Origin of the sequence: Trichococcus ilyis (assembly GCF_900109135.1) — a bacterium.
Taxonomy (GTDB): domain Bacteria; phylum Bacillota; class Bacilli; order Lactobacillales; family Aerococcaceae; genus Trichococcus; species Trichococcus ilyis.
In genome coordinates, this window is record NZ_FNYT01000013.1 from 23799 (window position 1) to 43287 (window position 19489).

Annotated in this window: 18 protein-coding genes and 1 other annotated feature; of the genes, 16 read left to right on the forward strand and 2 right to left on the reverse strand. The window is 47.7% G+C overall.

Annotation, left to right across the window (positions count from 1 at the left end; all coding sequences use genetic code 11):
- Positions 1 to 297: 297 nt before the first annotated feature.
- The 14 genes from BMX58_RS07700 to BMX58_RS07770 all read left to right on the forward strand — a co-directional run bounded on the left by BMX58_RS07700 (position 298) and on the right by BMX58_RS07770 (position 14723).
- Positions 298 to 1071, forward strand: a complete 774-nt coding sequence (locus tag BMX58_RS07700) for an IclR family transcriptional regulator (RefSeq protein ID WP_068623449.1) — start codon at positions 298 to 300, stop codon at positions 1069 to 1071.
- A gap of 254 nt (positions 1072 to 1325) precedes the next feature.
- A complete protein-coding gene (locus tag BMX58_RS07710) occupies positions 1326 to 1973 on the forward strand; it encodes a bifunctional 2-keto-4-hydroxyglutarate aldolase/2-keto-3-deoxy-6-phosphogluconate aldolase (protein WP_068623445.1) in 648 nt (215 codons plus the stop codon).
- Positions 1974 to 2016: 43 nt separating this feature from the next.
- Complete coding sequence (gene uxaC, locus BMX58_RS07715) at positions 2017 to 3432, forward strand: glucuronate isomerase (RefSeq protein WP_068623443.1); 1416 nt, start codon at positions 2017 to 2019, stop codon at positions 3430 to 3432.
- 33 nt (positions 3433 to 3465) lie between these two features.
- Positions 3466 to 4521, forward strand: a complete 1056-nt coding sequence (uxuA, locus tag BMX58_RS07720; RefSeq protein ID WP_068623441.1) for a mannonate dehydratase — start codon at positions 3466 to 3468, stop codon at positions 4519 to 4521.
- Between the two features lie 19 nt (positions 4522 to 4540).
- Complete coding sequence (locus tag BMX58_RS07725; protein ID WP_068623440.1) at positions 4541 to 5386, forward strand: SDR family oxidoreductase; 846 nt, start codon at positions 4541 to 4543, stop codon at positions 5384 to 5386.
- 97 nt (positions 5387 to 5483) lie between these two features.
- Positions 5484 to 6332: an HAD family hydrolase gene (locus BMX58_RS07730; RefSeq protein WP_068623438.1), complete on the forward strand. Its 849-nt coding sequence runs from the start codon at positions 5484 to 5486 to the stop codon at positions 6330 to 6332.
- A 52-nt stretch (positions 6333 to 6384) separates the two neighbouring features.
- Positions 6385 to 8127: a glycoside hydrolase family 3 protein gene (locus tag BMX58_RS07735; protein WP_068623436.1), complete on the forward strand. Its 1743-nt coding sequence runs from the start codon at positions 6385 to 6387 to the stop codon at positions 8125 to 8127.
- Between the two features lie 456 nt (positions 8128 to 8583).
- The gene (locus BMX58_RS07740; protein WP_068623434.1) at positions 8584 to 9447 is read left to right on the forward strand and encodes an AraC family transcriptional regulator; all 864 of its coding nucleotides are present in this window, start codon (positions 8584 to 8586) and stop codon (positions 9445 to 9447) included.
- Positions 9448 to 9452: 5 nt separating this feature from the next.
- Complete coding sequence (locus BMX58_RS07745; protein WP_068623431.1) at positions 9453 to 10628, forward strand: Gfo/Idh/MocA family protein; 1176 nt, start codon at positions 9453 to 9455, stop codon at positions 10626 to 10628.
- A 19-nt stretch (positions 10629 to 10647) separates the two neighbouring features.
- Positions 10648 to 11661, forward strand: a complete 1014-nt coding sequence (locus tag BMX58_RS07750) for a Gfo/Idh/MocA family protein (RefSeq protein WP_068623429.1) — start codon at positions 10648 to 10650, stop codon at positions 11659 to 11661.
- On the forward strand, positions 11654 to 12517 hold the full coding sequence (locus BMX58_RS07755) for a sugar phosphate isomerase/epimerase family protein (RefSeq protein ID WP_068623427.1): 864 nt from the start codon (positions 11654 to 11656) through the stop codon (positions 12515 to 12517). Before BMX58_RS07750 ends, BMX58_RS07755 begins: the two co-directional genes overlap by 8 nt.
- A 68-nt stretch (positions 12518 to 12585) precedes the next feature.
- Entirely contained in the window at positions 12586 to 13668 is a 1083-nt protein-coding gene (locus BMX58_RS07760) for a Gfo/Idh/MocA family protein (RefSeq protein ID WP_068623425.1), read from the forward strand.
- Positions 13669 to 13814: 146 nt separating this feature from the next.
- On the forward strand, positions 13815 to 14519 hold the full coding sequence (locus BMX58_RS07765) for an NAD(P)H-dependent oxidoreductase (protein ID WP_068623423.1): 705 nt from the start codon (positions 13815 to 13817) through the stop codon (positions 14517 to 14519).
- Between the two features lie 21 nt (positions 14520 to 14540).
- Positions 14541 to 14723, forward strand: coding sequence for a hypothetical protein (locus BMX58_RS07770; RefSeq protein ID WP_068623421.1), 183 nt, complete (start codon positions 14541 to 14543; stop codon positions 14721 to 14723).
- A gap of 60 nt (positions 14724 to 14783) precedes the next feature.
- Here BMX58_RS07770 and BMX58_RS07775 read toward each other — a convergent pair whose 3' ends face one another.
- Together BMX58_RS07775 and tyrS are read right to left on the reverse strand one after the other, a co-directional pair.
- Entirely contained in the window at positions 14784 to 15323 is a 540-nt protein-coding gene (locus tag BMX58_RS07775) for a GNAT family N-acetyltransferase (RefSeq protein ID WP_084253960.1), read from the reverse strand.
- Position 15324: 1 nt separating this feature from the next.
- On the reverse strand, positions 15325 to 16587 hold the full coding sequence (gene tyrS, locus BMX58_RS07780) for a tyrosine--tRNA ligase (protein ID WP_068623418.1): 1263 nt from the start codon (positions 16585 to 16587) through the stop codon (positions 15325 to 15327).
- Positions 16588 to 16657: 70 nt separating this feature from the next.
- Positions 16658 to 16872 (reverse strand) — a binding site (T-box leader).
- Positions 16873 to 17190: 318 nt separating this feature from the next.
- Between tyrS and BMX58_RS07785 the strand changes: the two genes are divergently transcribed.
- Both BMX58_RS07785 and BMX58_RS07790 read left to right on the forward strand, forming a co-directional pair.
- Positions 17191 to 18489, forward strand: coding sequence for a C40 family peptidase (locus BMX58_RS07785; RefSeq protein ID WP_068623416.1), 1299 nt, complete (start codon positions 17191 to 17193; stop codon positions 18487 to 18489).
- Between the two features lie 115 nt (positions 18490 to 18604).
- Complete coding sequence (locus tag BMX58_RS07790; protein ID WP_068623414.1) at positions 18605 to 19366, forward strand: MerR family transcriptional regulator; 762 nt, start codon at positions 18605 to 18607, stop codon at positions 19364 to 19366.
- The last annotated feature ends 123 nt before the right edge of the window (positions 19367 to 19489 follow it).

Below are 19489 nucleotides of genomic sequence, written 5' to 3' on the forward strand. Positions count from 1 at the left end.
CAATTTCAGGAAAATGCCGCGCGGACGCCCTGACTCCTATGTTTGCTTTCATGAAGAAAAACCGAAAGGTGTCCGTCACGCACAATCGCCCCTTTGGATCAAAAAGAAATATTTACAGATATTCCACTCAGGGGGCTTATCAGGTCTGTTTTTTTTTGTTATAATATCACAATGTGAAACGGTTTCCCGTTTGATGAATCCGACCGTTGATTTTTTGATTTGATCGATCAAGAAAATGGAACGTTACTCAAGGCTACTATAGATTAAGATTATACTCAGAAAAGGATGAGCAGAAAAATGGTACAAAAAGAAGAATCCAACCCAAGTACAAAAGTGCAATCAATTGACCGTGCCTTAGCGATTTTGGAAACTTTGGCGGAATATCCTAGCCTCAGCTTGATGGAATTAAGCGAAAAAGTCCATCTGCACAAAGCGACGACGCATCGCTTGGTCAACTCGTTGATGGAGAACGGCTACATCGATCGCAATCCTTACACGAAGCAATACCGTATTTCTTTAAAAATGTTCCATCTCGGGAATAAACGGGTCCACAATATCGACTTTTTGAACGTGGCCAAAAGCATGATCCGCCAATTATCGGATGACACGAAACAAACGGTGCATCTGGTTGTGGAAGATAACGAAGAAGTGCTGTACATCGATAAGTACGGTGAATCCCGCGGTGTGCGGATGCAATCAAAGATCGGTACAAAAGCGCCGCTCTACTGCACTGCCGTCGGGAAAGCCCTCTTGAGCACCCGCCAAAATGCGTCTGTCCGTGAATACTGGGACAGCATCGTTCCGGAGCAGAAGACCGGGCGCACAATCACCACCTATGAAGAGCTCATCAGTGAATTGGACGAAATCAGAAGAAATGGCTACGCTATCGATGATGAGGAGTTTGAGGAAGGCATCGTCTGCATCGCTGCAGCCTTCTCCAGCGCGAGGGAAGTTGCCGCAGGCGCGATAAGCATCTCATTGCCATTGTCCGATATGGTTGACAAAGATTTTTATACCGGGAAAATTTTGGAGTATGCCACAAAAATTTCACATCTTCTTGGCCATTTTTGATTTTTCCGAGCGTGGTCACCGCAGCAGGAGCTCCCCACAAACCGCATGATACGTGCGGTTGTGGGGAGTTTTTTTGCGGCCTTCGCAATGACTGGTGCGGCGGCTCAAAGCTATGCCACATTTTTTTCACAATTGCCCAATCATTTTTTTATTTCTGATGGAATTTCGTTGACATCAAAGTTGGTAAATTCTATAATGAACTCGAGTTATGATACTGAGTTCCACAATGCGAGACCACGAATGGAGGATGACAAATGAGCGTCAAGAGAGATACCCTGGCTCAATTACAAAAAAATTACCTGTTTGCAGTAGTGCGCGGGGCTTCCGAAGAGGACGGCTACGAGATTTCCAAAGCAGCATATCAAGGAGGCATCAAGAACATCGAGGTGACATTCTCGACTCCGGGTGCTGAAAACGTTATGCGCAAGCTCGCTGAAGAATTCGCGGGTACGGATATGGTTGTAGGTGCAGGCACGGTATTGGATGAAGTCGCTGCGAGAATTTCAATCATGAACGGAGCGAAATTCATCGTAAGCCCTTCCTTCAATGAAAAGATTTCGAGAATGTGCAACCTTTACACGGTCCCTTACTTGCCTGGCTGCGGTTCTGTTACAGAAATCCAAATGGCTTTGGAAACTGGCTGTGAAGTAGTGAAGCTGTTCCCGGGTGGTTTGTTGGGTCCTGGATTCATCAAAGACGTTCATGGTCCTATTCCTTGGGTTGATGTGATGCCTTCGGGTGGGGTGAGCATCGAAAACATGGATAAATGGATCGCAAACGGTGCTTGGTCAGTCGGTGTCGGCAGTGCTTTGACACGCAACGTTAAAGAAGGCGGCTACGCCAGTGTAGCGGCTGCCGCAAAAGAATTTGCGGATCGGTTGGCTGAAATCAAAGCGCAATAATCAATAGCATTTCAAAATTAAGTTCGGAAGGGGATTTCATCACATGTCATTTATTCATGACGACTTTATGCTGCAGTCCGAAACGGCAAAGAAACTTTACCACGAATATGCGGAAAACCTGCCCATCTTCGATTATCACTGTCACTTGGTCCCACAGCAGATCGCTGAAGATTATGAGTTCGAAAATATTACGGAACTTTGGTTGGGCGGAGATCATTACAAATGGCGCGCGATGCGTGCGATGGGGATTCCGGAAGAGAAGATCACCGGCGATGCGTCTCCCGAAGAAAAATTTGAAGCTTGGGCCTACGCTGCTGAAAATGCAGTCGGAAACCCTTTGTTCCACTGGACAGCTTTGGAATTGAAAAAATATTTCCATATTGAAGAAACGCTTACCAGCGCCAACTGGAAGGAAATCTATGCTGAATGCAACCGGATCCTGAAAGAAGAAAAGCTGACAGCCCGTAAATTGATCAAAAATTCCAATGTCACTTTCATCTGCACAACAGACAACCCAACGGACACGTTGGAATGGCACAAAGCAATCGCTGAGGACAAGACATTCGATGTTGCCGTTGTTCCTGGTTTCCGTCCGGATGAAGCTTTCGCAATCCAAGATCCAGCCAAATTTGCCGGCTTCATCGGGAAAATGCAAGAGGCGACCGGCAAGGGCATGGCCTCATTCGCTGAATTGCTGGCAGGAATGGAAGAACGGATCCAATACTTTGCCGATCATGGTTCGAACGTTTCCGATCACGGTTTGTCCCAGATCTATTACGCTGAAGCAACCGATGAAGAAATCGAAGCCATCTACGCCAAGGCGCTTGCCGGGGAAAACATTTCTGAAGCGGAATACGCCAAATATCAGACACGCTTGTTGGTGGAACTGGGCAAAATCTATGCAGCCAAAGATTTCGTGATGCAATTGCACTTCGGCGCCATCCGCAACAACAACAGACGCATGTTTGCCAAATTGGGTGCAGATGCCGGTTTCGATTCCATCCAGGATCAACCGAACGTCTCTTACGCTTTGAACAATCTTTTGGCCGCTATGGATGTGACGAACGAATTGCCTAAATTCATCGCCTATAATCTTGATCCTACCTACTTCGACTTGGTGGGAACGGCAATCACGAACTTCCAAGCGAACGATAAAGGCATCAAGAGCAAAGTCCAAATGGGCTCCGGTTGGTGGTTCAATGACACCAAATACGGCATGCTGAAACAATTGAAATCTTTATCTGAAGCAGGCTTATTGATGAATTTCGTCGGCATGCTGACGGATTCAAGAAGCTTCATCTCCTATACGCGCCATGAATATTTCCGCCGTATCCTGTGCGATTTCATCGGTGATCTGGTTGAACGTGGAGAAATCCCGAATGATGACGCTTTATTGGAAAAGCTGATCACGAACATCAGCTACAACAACGCTGTAGAATACTTTGAATTTAAAAAATAAAAAAATATACAAAAGAAGAGGAAGTGCATTGCAATGGAAATGTCATTCAGATGGTACGGTCATGATGATCCTGTTACTTTGAAAAATATCCGTCAAATCCCAGGAATGAAAGGTATCGTTACAGCAGTTTACGATATCCCGGTAGGCCAACCATGGCCATTGGAAAGAATCGAAAAATTAAAAGCAGACGTAGAAGCAGAAGGTATGTACATCTCTGTCATCGAATCTGTTCCGGTTCACGAATCCATCAAATTGGGTCGTCCAGACCGTGATCAATACATCAGTGCTTACAAAGAAACCTTGCGTAACCTGGGTAAAGCCGGAATTCCGGTTGTATGCTACAACTTTATGCCAATCTTTGACTGGACGCGTTCCAACTTGGCATACGAATTACCGGATGGTTCAAATGCGTTGATCTTCGATGAAGAAGAAGTAAACAAAATGGATCCACGTACGCTTTCTCTTCCAGGTTGGGACGAAAGCTACTCTTCTGAAGAAATGAACGCTTTAATGGATGAATACAAAGAAGTCGACGAAGAAAAACTATGGGAAAACCTGGAATACTTCATCAAAGAAATCATTCCGGTAGCGGAGGCAGCTGGCGTCAAGATGGCGATTCACCCGGATGATCCTCCATACAGCATCTTCGGATTGCCGCGTATCATCACAGGTGGAGAAGCATTGAACCGCTTCATCAAATTGTACGATAGCGAATATAATGGCGTAACTTTATGCGTTGGTTCATTCGCGTCCGATCCAAAGAACGATGCAGTAGCAATCTTGAAAGATATGCTGGCTAAAAAACGCGTGAACTTCGTGCATGCACGTAACGTGAAACTAGTCGGCGGACGTTCATTCGAAGAGTCTGCTCACTTGTCCGAAATGGGATCCATCGACATGTATGAAGTCGTTAAAGCATGCGTTGAAGGCGGTTTTGAAGGCGCAATCCGTCCAGACCACGGCCGTATGATTTGGGGCGAAACTGGCAAACCAGGTTATGGCTTGTATGACCGTGCATTAGGGGCAACTTACCTGAATGGTTTGGAAGAAGCCGTTAAGAAAAACTTGAAAGCTCAACAACAAAAATAAGAAAGAAGGTTATTCAACCATGACAAGTCCATTCGTTCATGATTTTACCGATAAAGTAGTAGTAGTTACAGGTGCAGGCGGCGTATTGTGCTCATACTTCGCGAAAGAATTCGCCAGAGCCGGCGCTAAAGTTGCCCTTTTGGACTTGAACCTTGACAATGCGCAAGGCTACGCAGACGAAATCGTAGCTGCAGGCGGCATCGCTAAAGCATTCAAAGCCAACGTTTTGGAATTGCCAAGCTTGCAGGCAGCCAAAGAAGCGGTCGTAGCTGAATTAGGCGAAGTGGATATCTTGGTCAACGGGGCAGGCGGCAACAATCCGCGCGCAACGACCGACAACGAATACCACGAAACGGATTTGCCTGAAGGAACAAAAACGTTCTTCGACTTGGATCAAAGCGGCATCGAATTCGTCTTCAACTTGAACTTCTTGGGTACTGTATTGCCTACACAAGTTTTTGCCAAAGACATGGTTGGCCGCCCAGGCGCCAACATCATCAACATTTCAAGCATGAACGGTTTCACACCATTGACCAAAATCGTTGCTTACTCAGGCGCGAAAGCTGCTATCTCCAACTTGACCGAATGGTTGGCTGTACACTTCTCGCACGTAGGTATCCGTGTCAATGCGATCGCACCAGGCTTCCTGGTTTCAAAACAAAACCAAGCGTTGTTGTTCAACGAAGATGGCACACCGACTCCTCGCACAGGCAAGATCCTGAACGGCACGCCAATGGGCCGTTTCGGCGAACCGCATGAATTGATCGGCGGCTTGCTGTTCTTGGCAGACGAGAAAGCTGCAAGCTTCGTGAACGGCGTCGTATTGCCGATCGATGGCGGCTTCAACGCGTATTCAGGCGTATAAGCTAAAGCAATAGAATAGGGCAGATAGAACGAAGTGTTTCATACAGTTCAAAGCTATCTGCCTTGTTTTTTTGAGAACAAGTTAGGAGAGAAAAAATATGTCTACACACCCAGCACAATTCACAAAACAAAAACAATTTTTAGTCTGTGTCGATTCTGATGGCTGCGCAATGGATACGATGAACGTGAAGCATGAACGCTTCTTCGGACCCTTGGCAGCTGATGAATACGGTATCAAGGATCGCGAAACATTCTTGGCTGATTGGAACCGCATCAACCTGTTCTCCAGCACGCGCGGCATCAACCGCTTTAAAGCGTTGGTCCTGACGTTGATCGAGGCACAGGAAAAAGGTGAAGAAATCGGCGACATTACTGCTTTGACCAACTGGGCAAACAATGCGCCATCTTTATCCAATGCTTCCCTTGAAGCGGAAATCGCGAAAGCATCTTCCGAAGACCTGGAAAAAGCGTTGGTATGGAGCAAAAAAGTCAATGAAGGCATCGAAACGGAATTGGCGGGCGAAGACAAGCCGTTCCCTGGCGTTCTCGAAGGCTTGACAAAAATCCACGGTTTGACTGATGTCGCGATTGTAAGCTCAGCCAACAGCGAAGCCTTGAACAGCGAGTGGAACCGACACAATCTGATGCCACAGGTTGACGTAGTCTATGGACAGGAGATCGGCAGCAAAGCGGATGCGATTGCTGACCTGTTGACGAAAGGTTATGCAGCGGACGAAATTCTGATGGTCGGCGACGCACCTGGCGACGAACAAGCGGCAGCAGCAAACGGCGTCTTCTATTATCCGATCCTTTTCGGAAAAGAAGAATTCTCTTGGGAACGTTTGAGCAATGAAGCGATCGATAAATTCCTGAACAAAGAATACGCAGGGGCTTACCAAGAAAAAGTGCTTGGGGAATTCCATGCCTTGTTGGCTCAATTCGACTAAGAACCTTTCAATCGATGCAAGATAGAAAATGAAGTTATCAGGAGGAAAAAAAGTGCCAAAATTAGTTGATTTAAAAGCAAAACCGTATAACCTGAGCGACAAACAGGTCGATTGGGTCAACGAAACGATCGCCGGTATGACGGATGAAGAAAAAATCGGGCAATTGTTCACGAACCTTTTCTTCTTCGGCGATGACGCCTTTTCGGGGAATGATTTCACAAATAAAGAAATCATCGAAAAATTCCATATCGGTGCTGCGCGCTACCACGGAAATTCGAAAGAGGACATCCAGGATCTGTTGAACGATCTGCAATCGATGTCAAAAATTCCTCTATTGGTAGCTGCCAACTGCGATTCAGGCGGAAACGGCGCCTGCAGCGAAGGCACGTATATCGCTTCCGGTGCCCAGGCTGAAGCTGCCGGCGATCCGCTTGTCTCTTACCACGCTGGTTTGGTTTCCGCGCGTGAAGAAAAAGCGCTAGGCGTCAACGTAAACTTTGACCCTTGTGTGGACATCCTTTACAACTGGAGAAACACGATCGTCAATACGCGTGCATACGGTACCGATGCAGAAACAGTCATCAAGTACACAAACGCATATTTGGATGGCCTGACTGCCGAGAACGGCGAAAACATGGAAGACGGCGTGATCCAATGCATCAAGCACTTCCCTGGCGACGGAACCGAAGAACGCGACCAGCATCTGGTATTGGGCGTCAATGAATTGAGCCCTGAAGAATGGCGCGCTTCTTTCGGTAAAGTGTATCAAAACCACATCGATCGCGGTGTTGAAATGATCATGGCAGGCCATATCGCGGTTCCTGCTCTGCAAAAAGAATTGAACCCTGCCTTGGAAGACAAAGACATCATGCCTGCGACATTGGCTGAAGAATTGATCCAGGATGAATTGAAGGGCGAATTGGGCTTCAACGGTTTGGTCATCACGGATGCAACGCACATGCTGGGAATGACATCCGCTATGCGCCGCGAAGATTACGTTCCTAAAGCGATCGCTGCCGGTTGCGATATGTTCCTGTTCTTCAACAACATTGAAGAGGACTTCGGGTTCATGCTGAAAGGCTACCAAAACGGCGTCATCACGGAAGAACGATTGACCGATGCTTTGCGCCGTATTTTGGGCTTGAAAGCCAAATTGCACTTGCCGGAAAAACAAGCCAACGGCACCTTGCTGCGCACGCGCGAAGACTTGAAAGTCATCGGCTGCGAAGAACATCTGCAATGGAGAGCGGAAGCTGCTGATAAAGGGATCTCTTTGATCAAAGATACCCAAAATAACTTGCCGATCAACCCTGTTGACCACAAACGCATCCGCCTGTACATGCTTGAAGGCGAAAAAGGCGGCATCACCGACAATGGTTCGAAAGCGCAGCAACTGTTCGTGGACGAACTGACGAAGCGCGGCTATGAAGTTACGGTCAACGAACGCGGCTCGCGCGTAAAAGGTCCGACTTTGAAATACCGCGATGAAGTTGATTTTGCTCTGGAAGTTGCCGATATCGTCGGATACGGAGCACAAAACAATTACCGCATCCAATGGAGCACTGCTATGGCCAACGAAGTTCCTTGGTTCGTCTGGGAAGTTCCGCATGCCTTCGTTTCTCTGAACTTCACGACGCATTTGCATGATGCGACAATGGTGAAAACTTTCGTCAATGCTTACCACAACAATGCAGAGACGATCAAGCAAGTCATCGACAAATTGGAAGGCAAGACCGATTTCAAAGGCGGCCACAACGACCTAGTCTGGACCGACAAATGGCAAGCTAAATTATAGGATACGATGAATCCCACTCTAGAAATCGAGCACTAAGAGGATATTACGAGGACGGCCGCTTTTTGGCCGTGACGTAATATCAACTTAGGCACTCAAACGTCACGGTGCGACGTTTGAGGTCTTTAGCTTAATTGGCACCAAGACTAGTGAAGCACAATCTGTATGCATTTCAGAGTTCAACTATAAAAAGTATGTGATGAATCCTGAGCTCAGAGTTTGAGCACTAACGGGATTCAGGGGTTGATCACTGAAAAGGCAAGCCAAGACTGTGCTGTTTTGTTCACAAATCCCTCAAAACGCTGCTGTAACAAGTAAAGTCGAGAAGTTCATTTCTCGACTTTATTTTTTCGAACAATAAAAAGCACTCTCGGTCAATAAAATGAAAAATATAAGCATTTCAGGGCATTGAATTGTAACCGCTGTTATTTTATACTCTGAAGTGTCAAAGAGAGGGGGATGGCAGTTATCGTTGAAAAATTATTGATCGGATACCATGCGAAGGGACAGAAATATGCATTGGATTTCCATACCCATCAGCAATATGAAATTTTCCTGTTTCACGGCGGGAACTGCCGTTTCTTGGTCGGGAACAAGATTTATTATCTTCAGCCTGGAGACTTGCTGATGATGGATGGGATGACCGTTCATCGCGCCTATGTTATCGGAGATAAGGCGGCCTACGAACGCAGCATCGTCCATTTCGATGCCGACTGGATAGCCCCTTTGCTGAAAGACCTTAACATTGACTATCTGTTGCGACTCTTTACTGAAAATCGCAATGGGCTCATCAGGAGATTCCGCAAAAAGGATGAAATTCTGTTGGACAGCGCTATCCGCGAAATGAATCATCTGCAGACGTTGGATCAGTCCTATGCTAATGAAGCAAAGCGAAAGCTTTCCCTCGTACAGCTGCTGCTGTCGATCGATTCGGCGACGGACAAAATTGTTGAAAAAGGGCAGGTTTATGTGGATGAAAAAACGCAGATTGCGGAAAAAGTTTCGGAGTATATTTTCAGGCATTACCGGGACTCGTTCAGCATTGATGATATCGCCTCTACTCTTAATTTGAGCAAGTCCTATCTGTCCCACGCATTTAAAGAAATAACAGGAAACACCATCATGGCTTATGCGATGGGGTACCGGCTGTCACAAGCCTGCACAGCCCTGCTGATGGAATCGACAAAATCCATCAAGGCGATTTCGGGCGAATGTGGTTTTGAAAGCGATGCCCATTTCAGCAGGTACTTCAAACAAATCATCGGTATGACACCGAGCACGTACAGAAAAAACAGCAGAATCAGCATAGAAAAAGGAGAATGATGAGAATGACAGAAAAAGTGAAATTGGGGATTATTGGTTATGGTGCAGAAGGCGGCATGTATGCAGGTTTTTTCAAATACAATGATGAACGCCTGAACGACAACATCGAATTGGCGGCAATCTGCGACAACGATCCTGCCAAAAAAGCGAAAGTCGCCGAAGATTTCCCTGGGCTGCCATTCTTCGACAACTATTTGGATCTTTTGGATTCCGGTGTTGTCAACGCAATCGTAACGACTGTTCCTCACTATGACCACTGTGTGATCGGTATCGACGCATTGAAACGCGGCATCCACTTATTGGGAGAAAAGCCAGCAGGTGTTTATACGAAAGATGTTGAACGCTTGATTGCTGTCGCTGACGAAAATCCGGAAACTACCTTCGCTATCTTCTTCAACCAACGCACGAATCCACTTTACCGCAGAGTGAAACAACTGATGGACGAAAAAGCGATCGGCGATCTGCAACGCGCTACTTGGATGATCACGACTTGGTGGAGACCGCAAGGCTATTACAACCAAAGCGCATGGCGTGCAACTTGGGGCGGCGAAGGCGGTGGCGTCTTAGTCAACCAAGCGCCTCACCAATTGGATCTGCTGCAATGGATCTGCGGAAAACCTGAAAAAGTATACGCGAAACTGCAATACGGTGCAGGACGCAACATCGTAGTGGAAAATGAAGTGAACGCGTTATTGGATTTCGGTAACGGCGCTACCGGCTCATTCATCACTTGCACAAATGATATCGTCGGAACAGACCGCTTCGAAATCTTCGGAACGAAAGGCAAAATCATCGTTGAGGATTCGAAAAAATTGGTTGTGAAACAATTGGTAGCCCCAGAAGCTGAACTTTCCGAAAACATGAATATGCAGGATGTCATGAAATTATTCATGGGACAAATCAATATGTCCGATTACGTTACTGTGACGGAAGAAGAGTTCGAGACACCACAAGGTCTGCAACACATCTCTGTATTGAACAATTTTGCTGACCATGTCGTAAAAGGGGAGCCTTTATTGGCTAACGGCAGAGAAGGTATCAACGGTGTTACTTTAGCGAACGCTATGCATTTGTCTTCATGGTTGGATAAAGAAGTGGATTACAACGTGGACGGCGACCTGTATCTGGCAGAATTGAACAAACGCATTGCTGAAGAAGGAAAATTCGACACAAAAAAATAAGAAAGTGACGTGATCAGGAATGTTAAGAGCGGCAATAATCGGATTGGGAGATGTTTCGCCAGTCCACAAATATGCGATCGATGCCAGCCACAACGGTGAATTGGTGGCGGTCTGTGACGTGAACGAAGCCTTGAAGTCCAGATATCCGGATGTGTCTTTTTATACAGACGTAGATGCGATGTTGGAAAAAGAGAATTTGGATGTCGTTCATATTTGCTTGCCGCACTATCTGCATTACCCGATCACAAAGCGTTGCATCGAAAAAGGTGTGCATGTCTTTCAGGAAAAACCGCTGGCTTTGGACTATACGGAAGGCCTGAAGACGCTCGCTCTGGCTGAAAACAGTGAATTTAAAGTCGGCGTGTGTTTCCAAAATCGTTACAACGAAACTTTTATGGAACTGCAGCGTGTGCTGGCGGAAGAAAATGTCGGAGCAGTTACTGCGGTGAAAGGTTTGGTGGCATGGTATCGCCCTGAAATCTATTACACCACCAAACCTTGGCGGGGCCAAATGGAATTTGCAGGCGGAGGATCCATCATCAACCAAGCCATCCATACGCTTGATCTGATGCAAGTCCTGGGCGGGGAAATCGACAAATGCAAAGCCAGTCTATCGAACCTCATGGATTATGAAATCGAAGTCGAAGACACAGCCGTGGCTAATTTCACATTCAAAAACGGCGCGCGTGGCTTTTACATGTCAACCAATGCCTACGCCGAGAATTCCAGCGTGGAACTGCAGGTCATCACCGAAAATGAAAAGTTCACGATCAAGGATAACTGTCTGTACCGCACGAACAGTTCGGGTAAAAAAGAGCTGCTCCTGGAGGACAAACCGATGCAAGGGACCAAATTCTATTACGGTCCGAGTCATTCCGCCTTGATCCAACGTTTCTACAACGCAATCGAACAGGACACGGATGACTATGTAACCGTCAAGGAGGCATTGCCGGCGATGCTGATGATCGATGCGATGAAAGCATCGTCAAAAGAGAACCGTACAATCGAAATGGAGGAAATCATTAATGGCTAAAGTTAAAATTGGTGTCCAGGCATCAACGATCAAAAACAGTTTCCAAGAAGTAGGGCCTTACGAAACATTGAAGAAATTGCACGAAATCGGCTACAACTCAGTGGAAATCTCGCAAGTGGCGACTACGCCTGAAAATATTGCCGAAATCCAAAAAGCGACTGCCGATTTCGGCATGGAAATCGCATCGATGACCGCTTCACTGAAACCGCAAGTGAAGGATGGCGAATCTTTGACGACACACTACGACAAAATCGTTGCTGACTGCAAAGCGGTCGGAACTGATCTCTTGCGCATCGGCATGCTGCCGATCGATGCAATGGCCAGTTTGGATAAAGTGTTGGAATTCTGTCATGACGTCAATGAAGTGACGCAAAAACTGAAAGAAGACGGCATCACTTTGTACTACCACAATCATCACATTGAATTCCGCAAATATGACGGCAAATTCTTGTTGGATATAATCCGCGAAAAAGCGCCACTATTGGGATTTGAACTGGATGTCCACTGGATCCAACGCGGCGGAGCAAATCCGCTGGAAGTCATCAAGGACTATAAAGGCAAGGTGGAATTGATCCATTTGAAAGACTACCGGATTTCTGAAATCCCACAAGACGGCTTCGATGCTTTGTACACTGGCGATGTCGCTAAGTTCATGGACTACTTCACGAACATAATCCAATTTGCTGAATTGGGAACAGGAAGCCTGCCGCTGAAAGAAATCATTGAGGAAAGCATCAAAGCCGGCGCGCGCTACTTGTTGGTGGAACAAGATGACACTTACGGCGTCGACCCGTTCGAAAGCTTGAAGATTTCGCGTGATCACCTATTGGAATTGGGTTACGGAGAATTATTCTAAAAATAACGACAAGAGGTTCGGAGATCATTCTCTTCGGACCTTTTCTTATCATGAAGGAGGGCGTAATAATGGGCAGTAAAGATGGCATGAACTATGCACCAAAAGGGAAAATAAACAGGGTAGTCGAACCAGGCCAATTCAATGTGGGGGTGACCGCTTTGGACCACGGGCACATCAACGGCATGACGAACGGCCTGATCGAAGCTGGTGCGACCATAAAATATGTGTATGATCCGGATGCTGAAAAGGTAGCGAATTATCTTGAGTCTTTCCCGGATGTGATGGTTGCTGAATCATTGGAGCAGATTCTGGAAGATCCGGAAATCAATCTGGTAGCGGCAGCGGCTGTTCCGAATCTGCGCAGCGCATTGGGCAACCGCGTCATGCGGGCAGGAAAAGACTACTTTACCGACAAGACAGGGTTCACTACGCTCGAACAACTTGAAGAAACCAAACGGATCGTAGCCGAGACCGGCAAGAAATATTGGGTATATTTCAGCGAAAGACTGCATGTGGAAGGTGCTGTTTTCGCCGGCCAGCTGATTGAAGAAGGCCGGATCGGCCGCGTCATTCAAGTGACCGGCTTCGGACCGCACCGCCTCGATAAAGCGAAGCGTCCGGATTGGTTCTTCAAGAAAGAGCAATACGGCGGCATTTTGGCTGACATCGGCAGCCACCAGATTGAGCAATTCCTCCACTATACGGGGAATACCGATGCCGAAGTACTGCACAGCAAGGTGGGCAACTACAACAATCCTGATACGCCTGAACTGGAAGATTACGGCGATGCCACGCTGGTCGGCGATAATGGCGCGACCTTCATCTTCAAAGTCGACTGGTTCACGCCGGACGGACTCGGGACGTGGGGCGATGGCCGCACGTTCATCACCGGCACGGAAGGTACAATCGAAATCCGTAAATACATCAATGTTGCGACGGAACAGACAGGCGACCACCTCTTCCTGGTGACGAAGGATGGCGAGGAGCACTATTCGTTGACCGGCGAAGTCGGATTCCCGTTCTTCGGCGAAATGATTTTGGATTGCATCAACCGCACCGAAAATGCGATGACGCAGGAACATATCTTCAAAGCACAAGAGCTTTGCCTGAAAGCGCAAGAGCAAGCGCTGAACATTACCGCCAAGTTATAACACCCATTTCCCTTTCTTTGTCTCCGGATCGTCCGGATGACGGAGAAAGGGATTTTGTTTTGGGATGACTGAGCATGTGGCTTGAACTATGCAGGACAGCTTGTTATGATGCGGTAGAAGAATGATTGAGTGGATGAGGTGAAAGGATGCAAACATTGGTGATAGTCAGCCACCCGGCCTTGGCTGATTCGAACGTGCAACGGTTTCTGTGGGAAAGCCTGCCTGCTGAAGGAGCGACCTGGCACCATCTCGAATCGGTGTATCCGGATGGGCAGATCGATCGGGAAACCGAACAACAACAATTGCTCCAGTACGACCGCATCATTTTCCAATTTCCGTTTTATTGGTACAGTTCGCCAGCGTTGCTGAAGCAATGGCAGGATGTTGTCCTGACGGAAGGGTTTGCCTATGGTCCGGACAGAAGTAGGCTGTCAGGGAAAGAATTTGGCCTCATTGTGGCTCTTGGAGTGAACGAAAGGGAATACCAAGCGGGTGGAAAGGAAGGGTTCACGATTTCGGAACTGACCCGGCCTTATCAGGCGATGGCAAGGAAATGCGGGATGAGCTATCTGCCGACGCTCGTCGTTTCGCAATTCGGTTATCTGAGCGACAGCAAAAGGAAAGAACTGCTGATTGCCTATCAACAATACTTGTCCAAAGAAAACGATGCGAGCCTGAAGACAGCGGAAAACTGGTTCAGACTCCAGTTGCAGAAGGTCGGAAAATCCGGACTTTCCGAAGAGGATCAGAGGTTGGTGGAACAGCTGGTCTCCTTGATGGAAGACAACCGCGAACAACTGGATGATTTGGCATGGACGTTGGGGCAGATGGACGGCAGTCAGCTGGGCTGAAGATAAAGCGAGGGGACATGGATGGAGACAGAAAATTGGGTCCAGGAACGGCTGGATTGTTTGATTGAGGCAAGCAGAGATTACCGCCAAAAAGCGCTCTTCCAGGAAACCAAAAAATTGTTCCAAGAGCAGTACCAACGGATAGAGCAGATGCAAGGCGAACTGGACGGGCGGATGTGGAGCCCGAAAGAGTGGTCAGATTAGAAACGCAAGAAAAATAGAGGACAGCTGAGCTAATGTTCAGCTGTCCTCTATTTGTATGGATCAATTTGTTGGCGTTAGCGGGTACTGATAGACATAGTCGTCCATCACGAAGCCGCCTCCGATAGGGGAGACGATGGATTCGGTACGCACAAAACCGTATTTTTCATAGAATGCGATCGAACCTTCGTTATGCTTGTTGACGGTAAGCTCCAGCGCTTTTTTCTTTTCCTTTTTGGCCAGCTCGACCATTTGTTCCATGATTTGGTAGGCATACCCTTTCCCGCGGGCTTCCTTCAGCAAGTAAAGCTTGCTGATGAAGAGGTTATCCTGCCGAAGCTGAATCGCCAGATACCCGGCTGATTGGCCTTCGCTTTTGATGAGGAAATAATCCAATTTGCCTATTTCGATATCCTTTTCCATGTTGGCTTTGGACTGGATATTCTCCAGCATATAGGCAACCTGTTCCGGTCCGAGGACCGGCAGATAGTATTCGTGCCAAATGATGTCAGCCAAGCGGGAGAGCTCGTTGATCTGCTCCAGGCTTTCCACAGGTTCCAGTCGCAGTGACATTTCACGCGAAAAAATCTCTGGGCTTGTCATATCACGCCACCAACTTTACCAGGAAATATTTCTTTTTGCCGCGGCGCACCAGGATGAAGCGGCCTTCGAAAGAATTAGCGGCAGTGATGACGAAATCCAAATCGGTGACTTTATCGCCGTTGATGGAGATGGCGCCGTTCTGGATGTCTTCGCGTGACTGGCGGCGTGAAGGTTCGATGCCCAAGTCCACCAACCAAGTGACCAAGTCCTGTTCTTTCAGGTCGGATTCGAAAGTAGGCATATTTTTGAAGCCTTCAGCGATTTCGTCCGCTGTCAATTCCTTCACCTCGCCGGTAAAAAGGGCTTCGGTGATCTTCAATGCATCCGCCAAGGCCTGTTCGCTGTGGACGAAACGCGTCATTTCAGCCGCCAAAACTTTTTGGGCTTCGCGTTTGTGCGGTTCGGTTTCGACTTTTTCGGCCAGGGCATCGATTTCTTCCTTCGTCAGGAATGTGAAGTATTTCAGGTATTTGATGACATCGCGGTCATCCTGGTTCACCCAGAACTGGTAAAATTCATAAGGCGTTGTCTTTTTCGGGTCCAACCAGACCGCACCGCCGGCGGTCTTGCCGAATTTAGTGCCGTCCGCTTTCAGCATCAACGGGATCGTCAAACCGAAGGCCTTTGCTTCCGCGCCTTCTTTTTTGCGGATCAGATCCAAGCCGGCAGTGATGTTGCCCCATTGATCCTGACCGCCAATCTGCAGGTTGACGCCCTCATTCTGGAAGAGGTGCAGGAAGTCCATGGATTGCAGGATTTGGTAAGTGAATTCCGTAAAGGAAATGCCGGTCTCCAGACGGCTGGCTACGATGTCTTTGGCCAACATCGTATTGATGTTGAAATTTTTGCCGAAGTCGCGCAGGAAATCCAACAAAGTCAAGTCTTTTGTCCAATCGTAGTTATTGACGAGACGGATGTCCGCCGAACTGTCTGACAGGAACAGTTTTTTCATTTGCGCAGTCAGGGCATTCGCATTCTGGACAATCTGATCCATCGATTGCAGCACGCGTTCTTCGCTCTTTCCGCTTGGATCACCGATCGATCCGGTAGCGCCGCCGATCAAGATGACGGGTCTGTGGCCCGCCAACTGGAATCTTTTCAATACAATGAAGGGAATCAAGTGCCCGATGTGCAGGCTGTCGCCGGTAGGGTCAACGCCGCAATACAGCCCGATCTGCTCCTCCTCCGTCAGTTTCCGCAAGCCTTCCGCATCCGTTTGTTGGTTGATGGCACCGCGCCAATCCAATTCTTCAATGATATTCATGTGGTTTGTTCCTTTCCTTGTAATATTTACATGCAAAAAAATCCCTGCCCCGACAAGAAATGCTTGTCAGGACAGGGACGATCGTTACCGTGTTACCACCCAGCTTGCAGAGCCGATCCGAAACGGACAGACTTTGCCACTCTGACATGTATCGTATGCCGGCCGCTTATGCGCATAAGAAAGCTCCAAAGTGTAATTCGAATCCGGGTTTGCATCAGCTTCCACCCACCGCTGACTCTCTAGAGGACAAGATCCCGTATCTACTGTCTTTTTCATTGCTTTTTGTGTTATTCGTGAATTGCCGTAAGTATAGCGCAGTGAAACTTTAAATGTCAACTATGACAACAAAAAAAGTAATGTTGCAGAAATGTTACAAAGCGGAAAAAGGCCTGAAATATTACTGAAAGCGCGGATTCGGACACATTTATCTTCCCGTTTTACAGAATTGTTACAGTTAGGATACAACTCGTCGAAACCGACTTAAACAAAAATAAACTATGGTATGATTCATTATGTTGATGAATCTTAAGAAAAACTATAAAAAGTTAAAAGATATATAAGGATTATAACTTAGACAATCGAATGTAAGTGGAGGAATTAGACTTGAAGAAGAAATTAGTGGCTATCGCATTAGCAGGTACGATCCTTGCAACAAGTGTAGTAACGCCTTTTACAGCTCAAGCAGATGAAATCTTAACGAAAATCCAACAGCAGGAAACTAAAATTTCCGAATTGGACAGCAAACAAACTAGTGCGGAAGAAAATTTGTCCGCAATCACAGCAGAAATCGACGCAGCCGAGAACAGAGCAGAAACGCTGTTGGCAAACCGCGTGAAGACACAAGATGAAATTGTTGCTTTGCAGGAAGAAATTGCCGATTTGCAAGTTGTCATCGCGCAACGCGAAGAACAACTGGATGAACAAGCAAGATCCGTTCAGGTGAACGGTTCCAACCAGAACTATTTGAAATTTGTCGTATCATCAGAATCTTTTACAGATTTGGTGTCCCGCATCGACGTGGTATCGAAAATGGTTTCCGCTAATAAAGACTTGGTAGAACAGCAAGTTGCGGATCAAAAAGCGGTTGAAGACAAGAAAAATAAAACAGAAGATAATTTAAACAAAATCAATGCAATGGCCATGGAGTTGGAACAACTTAAAGGCAATCTGCAAGTGAAGAGAATCGAACAAGAAAGCGCAGTGGCTGCTTTGGCTGCTGAAAAAGCAACAGCCGAATCCGACCGCCAAGCATTCTTGGCTCAAAAAGAGGAAGCTGATCAAAGAGCTGCCGCAGAGGCTGCTGCCATTGCCGCGGCTGAAGCTGCCACAACAACAGTAGCTGCTACAGCAGCAGAAGCAACTTCGCAGGAATCTGCTTCCTCCGTCGACATCGCTGCAAGCAGCGCGGTGGCAAGCTCCGAGGCGGCAGCTCCTGCCCAAACAGCTGTCAGCACTCCGGTTGTAAATGCAACTCCTGCTGAAACGCCGGCGCCAGCTGCACCAGTCGTCAGCACTCCAGTCGTGACGGCACCTGCATTGTCTGCACCAACTGGGGATGTTATTTCCATCGCAGCGCAGTATATCGGCGTTCCTTATGTTTGGGGCGGGAAAACACCTTCAGGCTTTGACTGCTCAGGCTTCACCGCTTATGTCTTCAGAGAAGCATACGGCATCGAAATCGGCGGCTACACAGTTCCTCAAGAAAATTCCGGCACGCAGATTGCTGTATCCGCAGCACAACCCGGCGACTTGATTTTCTGGGGTTCAAGAGGAGCAACTTATCACGTAGCGATCTACGTAGGCGGCGGACAATACATCCACGCTCCGGCACCAGGCCAAACCGTCACTTATTCTTCTTACAACCTGTCCGGCGCAGCATTCGCCGTCCGTGTTGCGAGATAATCCGACAAACACAAGACAGTCCTCCGGGGCTGTCTTTTTTCGTATCTAGCGGGTGGGAATCGGTTGACTTTGACGCAGCGTCAAGGTGTATGATGGAATCATCGGAGGGGATCGGATGGAGTATACAATCCAAAAATTGAGCCGGCTGGCCGGTGTCAGCACGAGAACACTGCGCTTCTATGATGAAATCGGCCTGCTGAAGCCCAAACGGACCAGTTCCTCCGGCTACCGCATCTACGGGGAGGCGGAGGTGGGCAGGCTGCAGCAAATTCTGTTCTTCAAACAATTGTCCTTTTCGCTTGAAGAGATCAAGAAAGCGATGGATGATCCGGAATATGATGCGGAACGGGCACTGCTCGCCCATCGGCAGGCCCTGTTGGAGAAAAAGGAAGAGATCGAATTGCTGATCCGGACAGTGGATGCTACACTGGACGAAAAAAGAGGAGGCAAGCAAATGAGCGCCAAAGAAAAGTTTGAAGGATTAAAAAGGGAGCTGCTTGACGAGAACGAAAACCGCTATGGAAAGGAAACCCGCGAAAAATATGGGGAGGAGACCATCAGGGCTTCCAAAAAGCAGTTTGTAGGAATGAGCGAAGCTGATTTTGACGCGATGCAGGATACAGCGGCGCGCTTGCAGGAGATGCTGACGGAGGCGATGGCTACAGGCGACGCCAACGGAGAAATGGCGCTGGCGGTTGCCGCGTTGCACAAACAGTGGCTGAGCTATACTTGGCCGTCGTACTCGCCGGAAGCGCATCGCGGATTGGCACAGATGTATGTCGATGACGAACGGTTCACGGCTTACTATGACAATGCCTCGGGCAAAGGGGCCGCCGCATTTTTGCGGGATGCAATCTACAACTATACTGATAAGTGACAAATGCTGAATAAAGTTGGAGAGGCCGGGAGCTGTAATGTGCTTGCGGCTTTTTTGTGAGTGCATCCGAACGTGGCGGTGAAGGCGCCGTGTTACCGCATGTTTCGAATTTCGCCCCCAAAT

Coding starts and splice junctions, on each gene's coding strand:
- BMX58_RS07770 (WP_068623421.1), top strand. CDS start 14,541: ATGGAGACAGAAAATTGGGTCCAGGAACGGCTGGATTGTTTGATTGAG.
- BMX58_RS07740 (WP_068623434.1), top strand. CDS start 8,584: ATGGCAGTTATCGTTGAAAAATTATTGATCGGATACCATGCGAAGGGA.
- BMX58_RS07745 (WP_068623431.1), top strand. CDS start 9,453: ATGACAGAAAAAGTGAAATTGGGGATTATTGGTTATGGTGCAGAAGGC.
- BMX58_RS07750 (WP_068623429.1), top strand. CDS start 10,648: ATGTTAAGAGCGGCAATAATCGGATTGGGAGATGTTTCGCCAGTCCAC.
- BMX58_RS07775 (WP_084253960.1), bottom strand. CDS start 15,323: ATGACAAGCCCAGAGATTTTTTCGCGTGAAATGTCACTGCGACTGGAA.
- BMX58_RS07700 (WP_068623449.1), top strand. CDS start 298: ATGGTACAAAAAGAAGAATCCAACCCAAGTACAAAAGTGCAATCAATT.
- BMX58_RS07730 (WP_068623438.1), top strand. CDS start 5,484: ATGTCTACACACCCAGCACAATTCACAAAACAAAAACAATTTTTAGTC.
- BMX58_RS07725 (WP_068623440.1), top strand. CDS start 4,541: ATGACAAGTCCATTCGTTCATGATTTTACCGATAAAGTAGTAGTAGTT.
- BMX58_RS07755 (WP_068623427.1), top strand. CDS start 11,654: ATGGCTAAAGTTAAAATTGGTGTCCAGGCATCAACGATCAAAAACAGT.
- BMX58_RS07760 (WP_068623425.1), top strand. CDS start 12,586: ATGGGCAGTAAAGATGGCATGAACTATGCACCAAAAGGGAAAATAAAC.
- uxaC (WP_068623443.1), top strand. CDS start 2,017: ATGTCATTTATTCATGACGACTTTATGCTGCAGTCCGAAACGGCAAAG.
- BMX58_RS07710 (WP_068623445.1), top strand. CDS start 1,326: ATGAGCGTCAAGAGAGATACCCTGGCTCAATTACAAAAAAATTACCTG.
- BMX58_RS07765 (WP_068623423.1), top strand. CDS start 13,815: ATGCAAACATTGGTGATAGTCAGCCACCCGGCCTTGGCTGATTCGAAC.
- tyrS (WP_068623418.1), bottom strand. CDS start 16,587: ATGAATATCATTGAAGAATTGGATTGGCGCGGTGCCATCAACCAACAA.
- BMX58_RS07790 (WP_068623414.1), top strand. CDS start 18,605: ATGGAGTATACAATCCAAAAATTGAGCCGGCTGGCCGGTGTCAGCACG.
- uxuA (WP_068623441.1), top strand. CDS start 3,466: ATGGAAATGTCATTCAGATGGTACGGTCATGATGATCCTGTTACTTTG.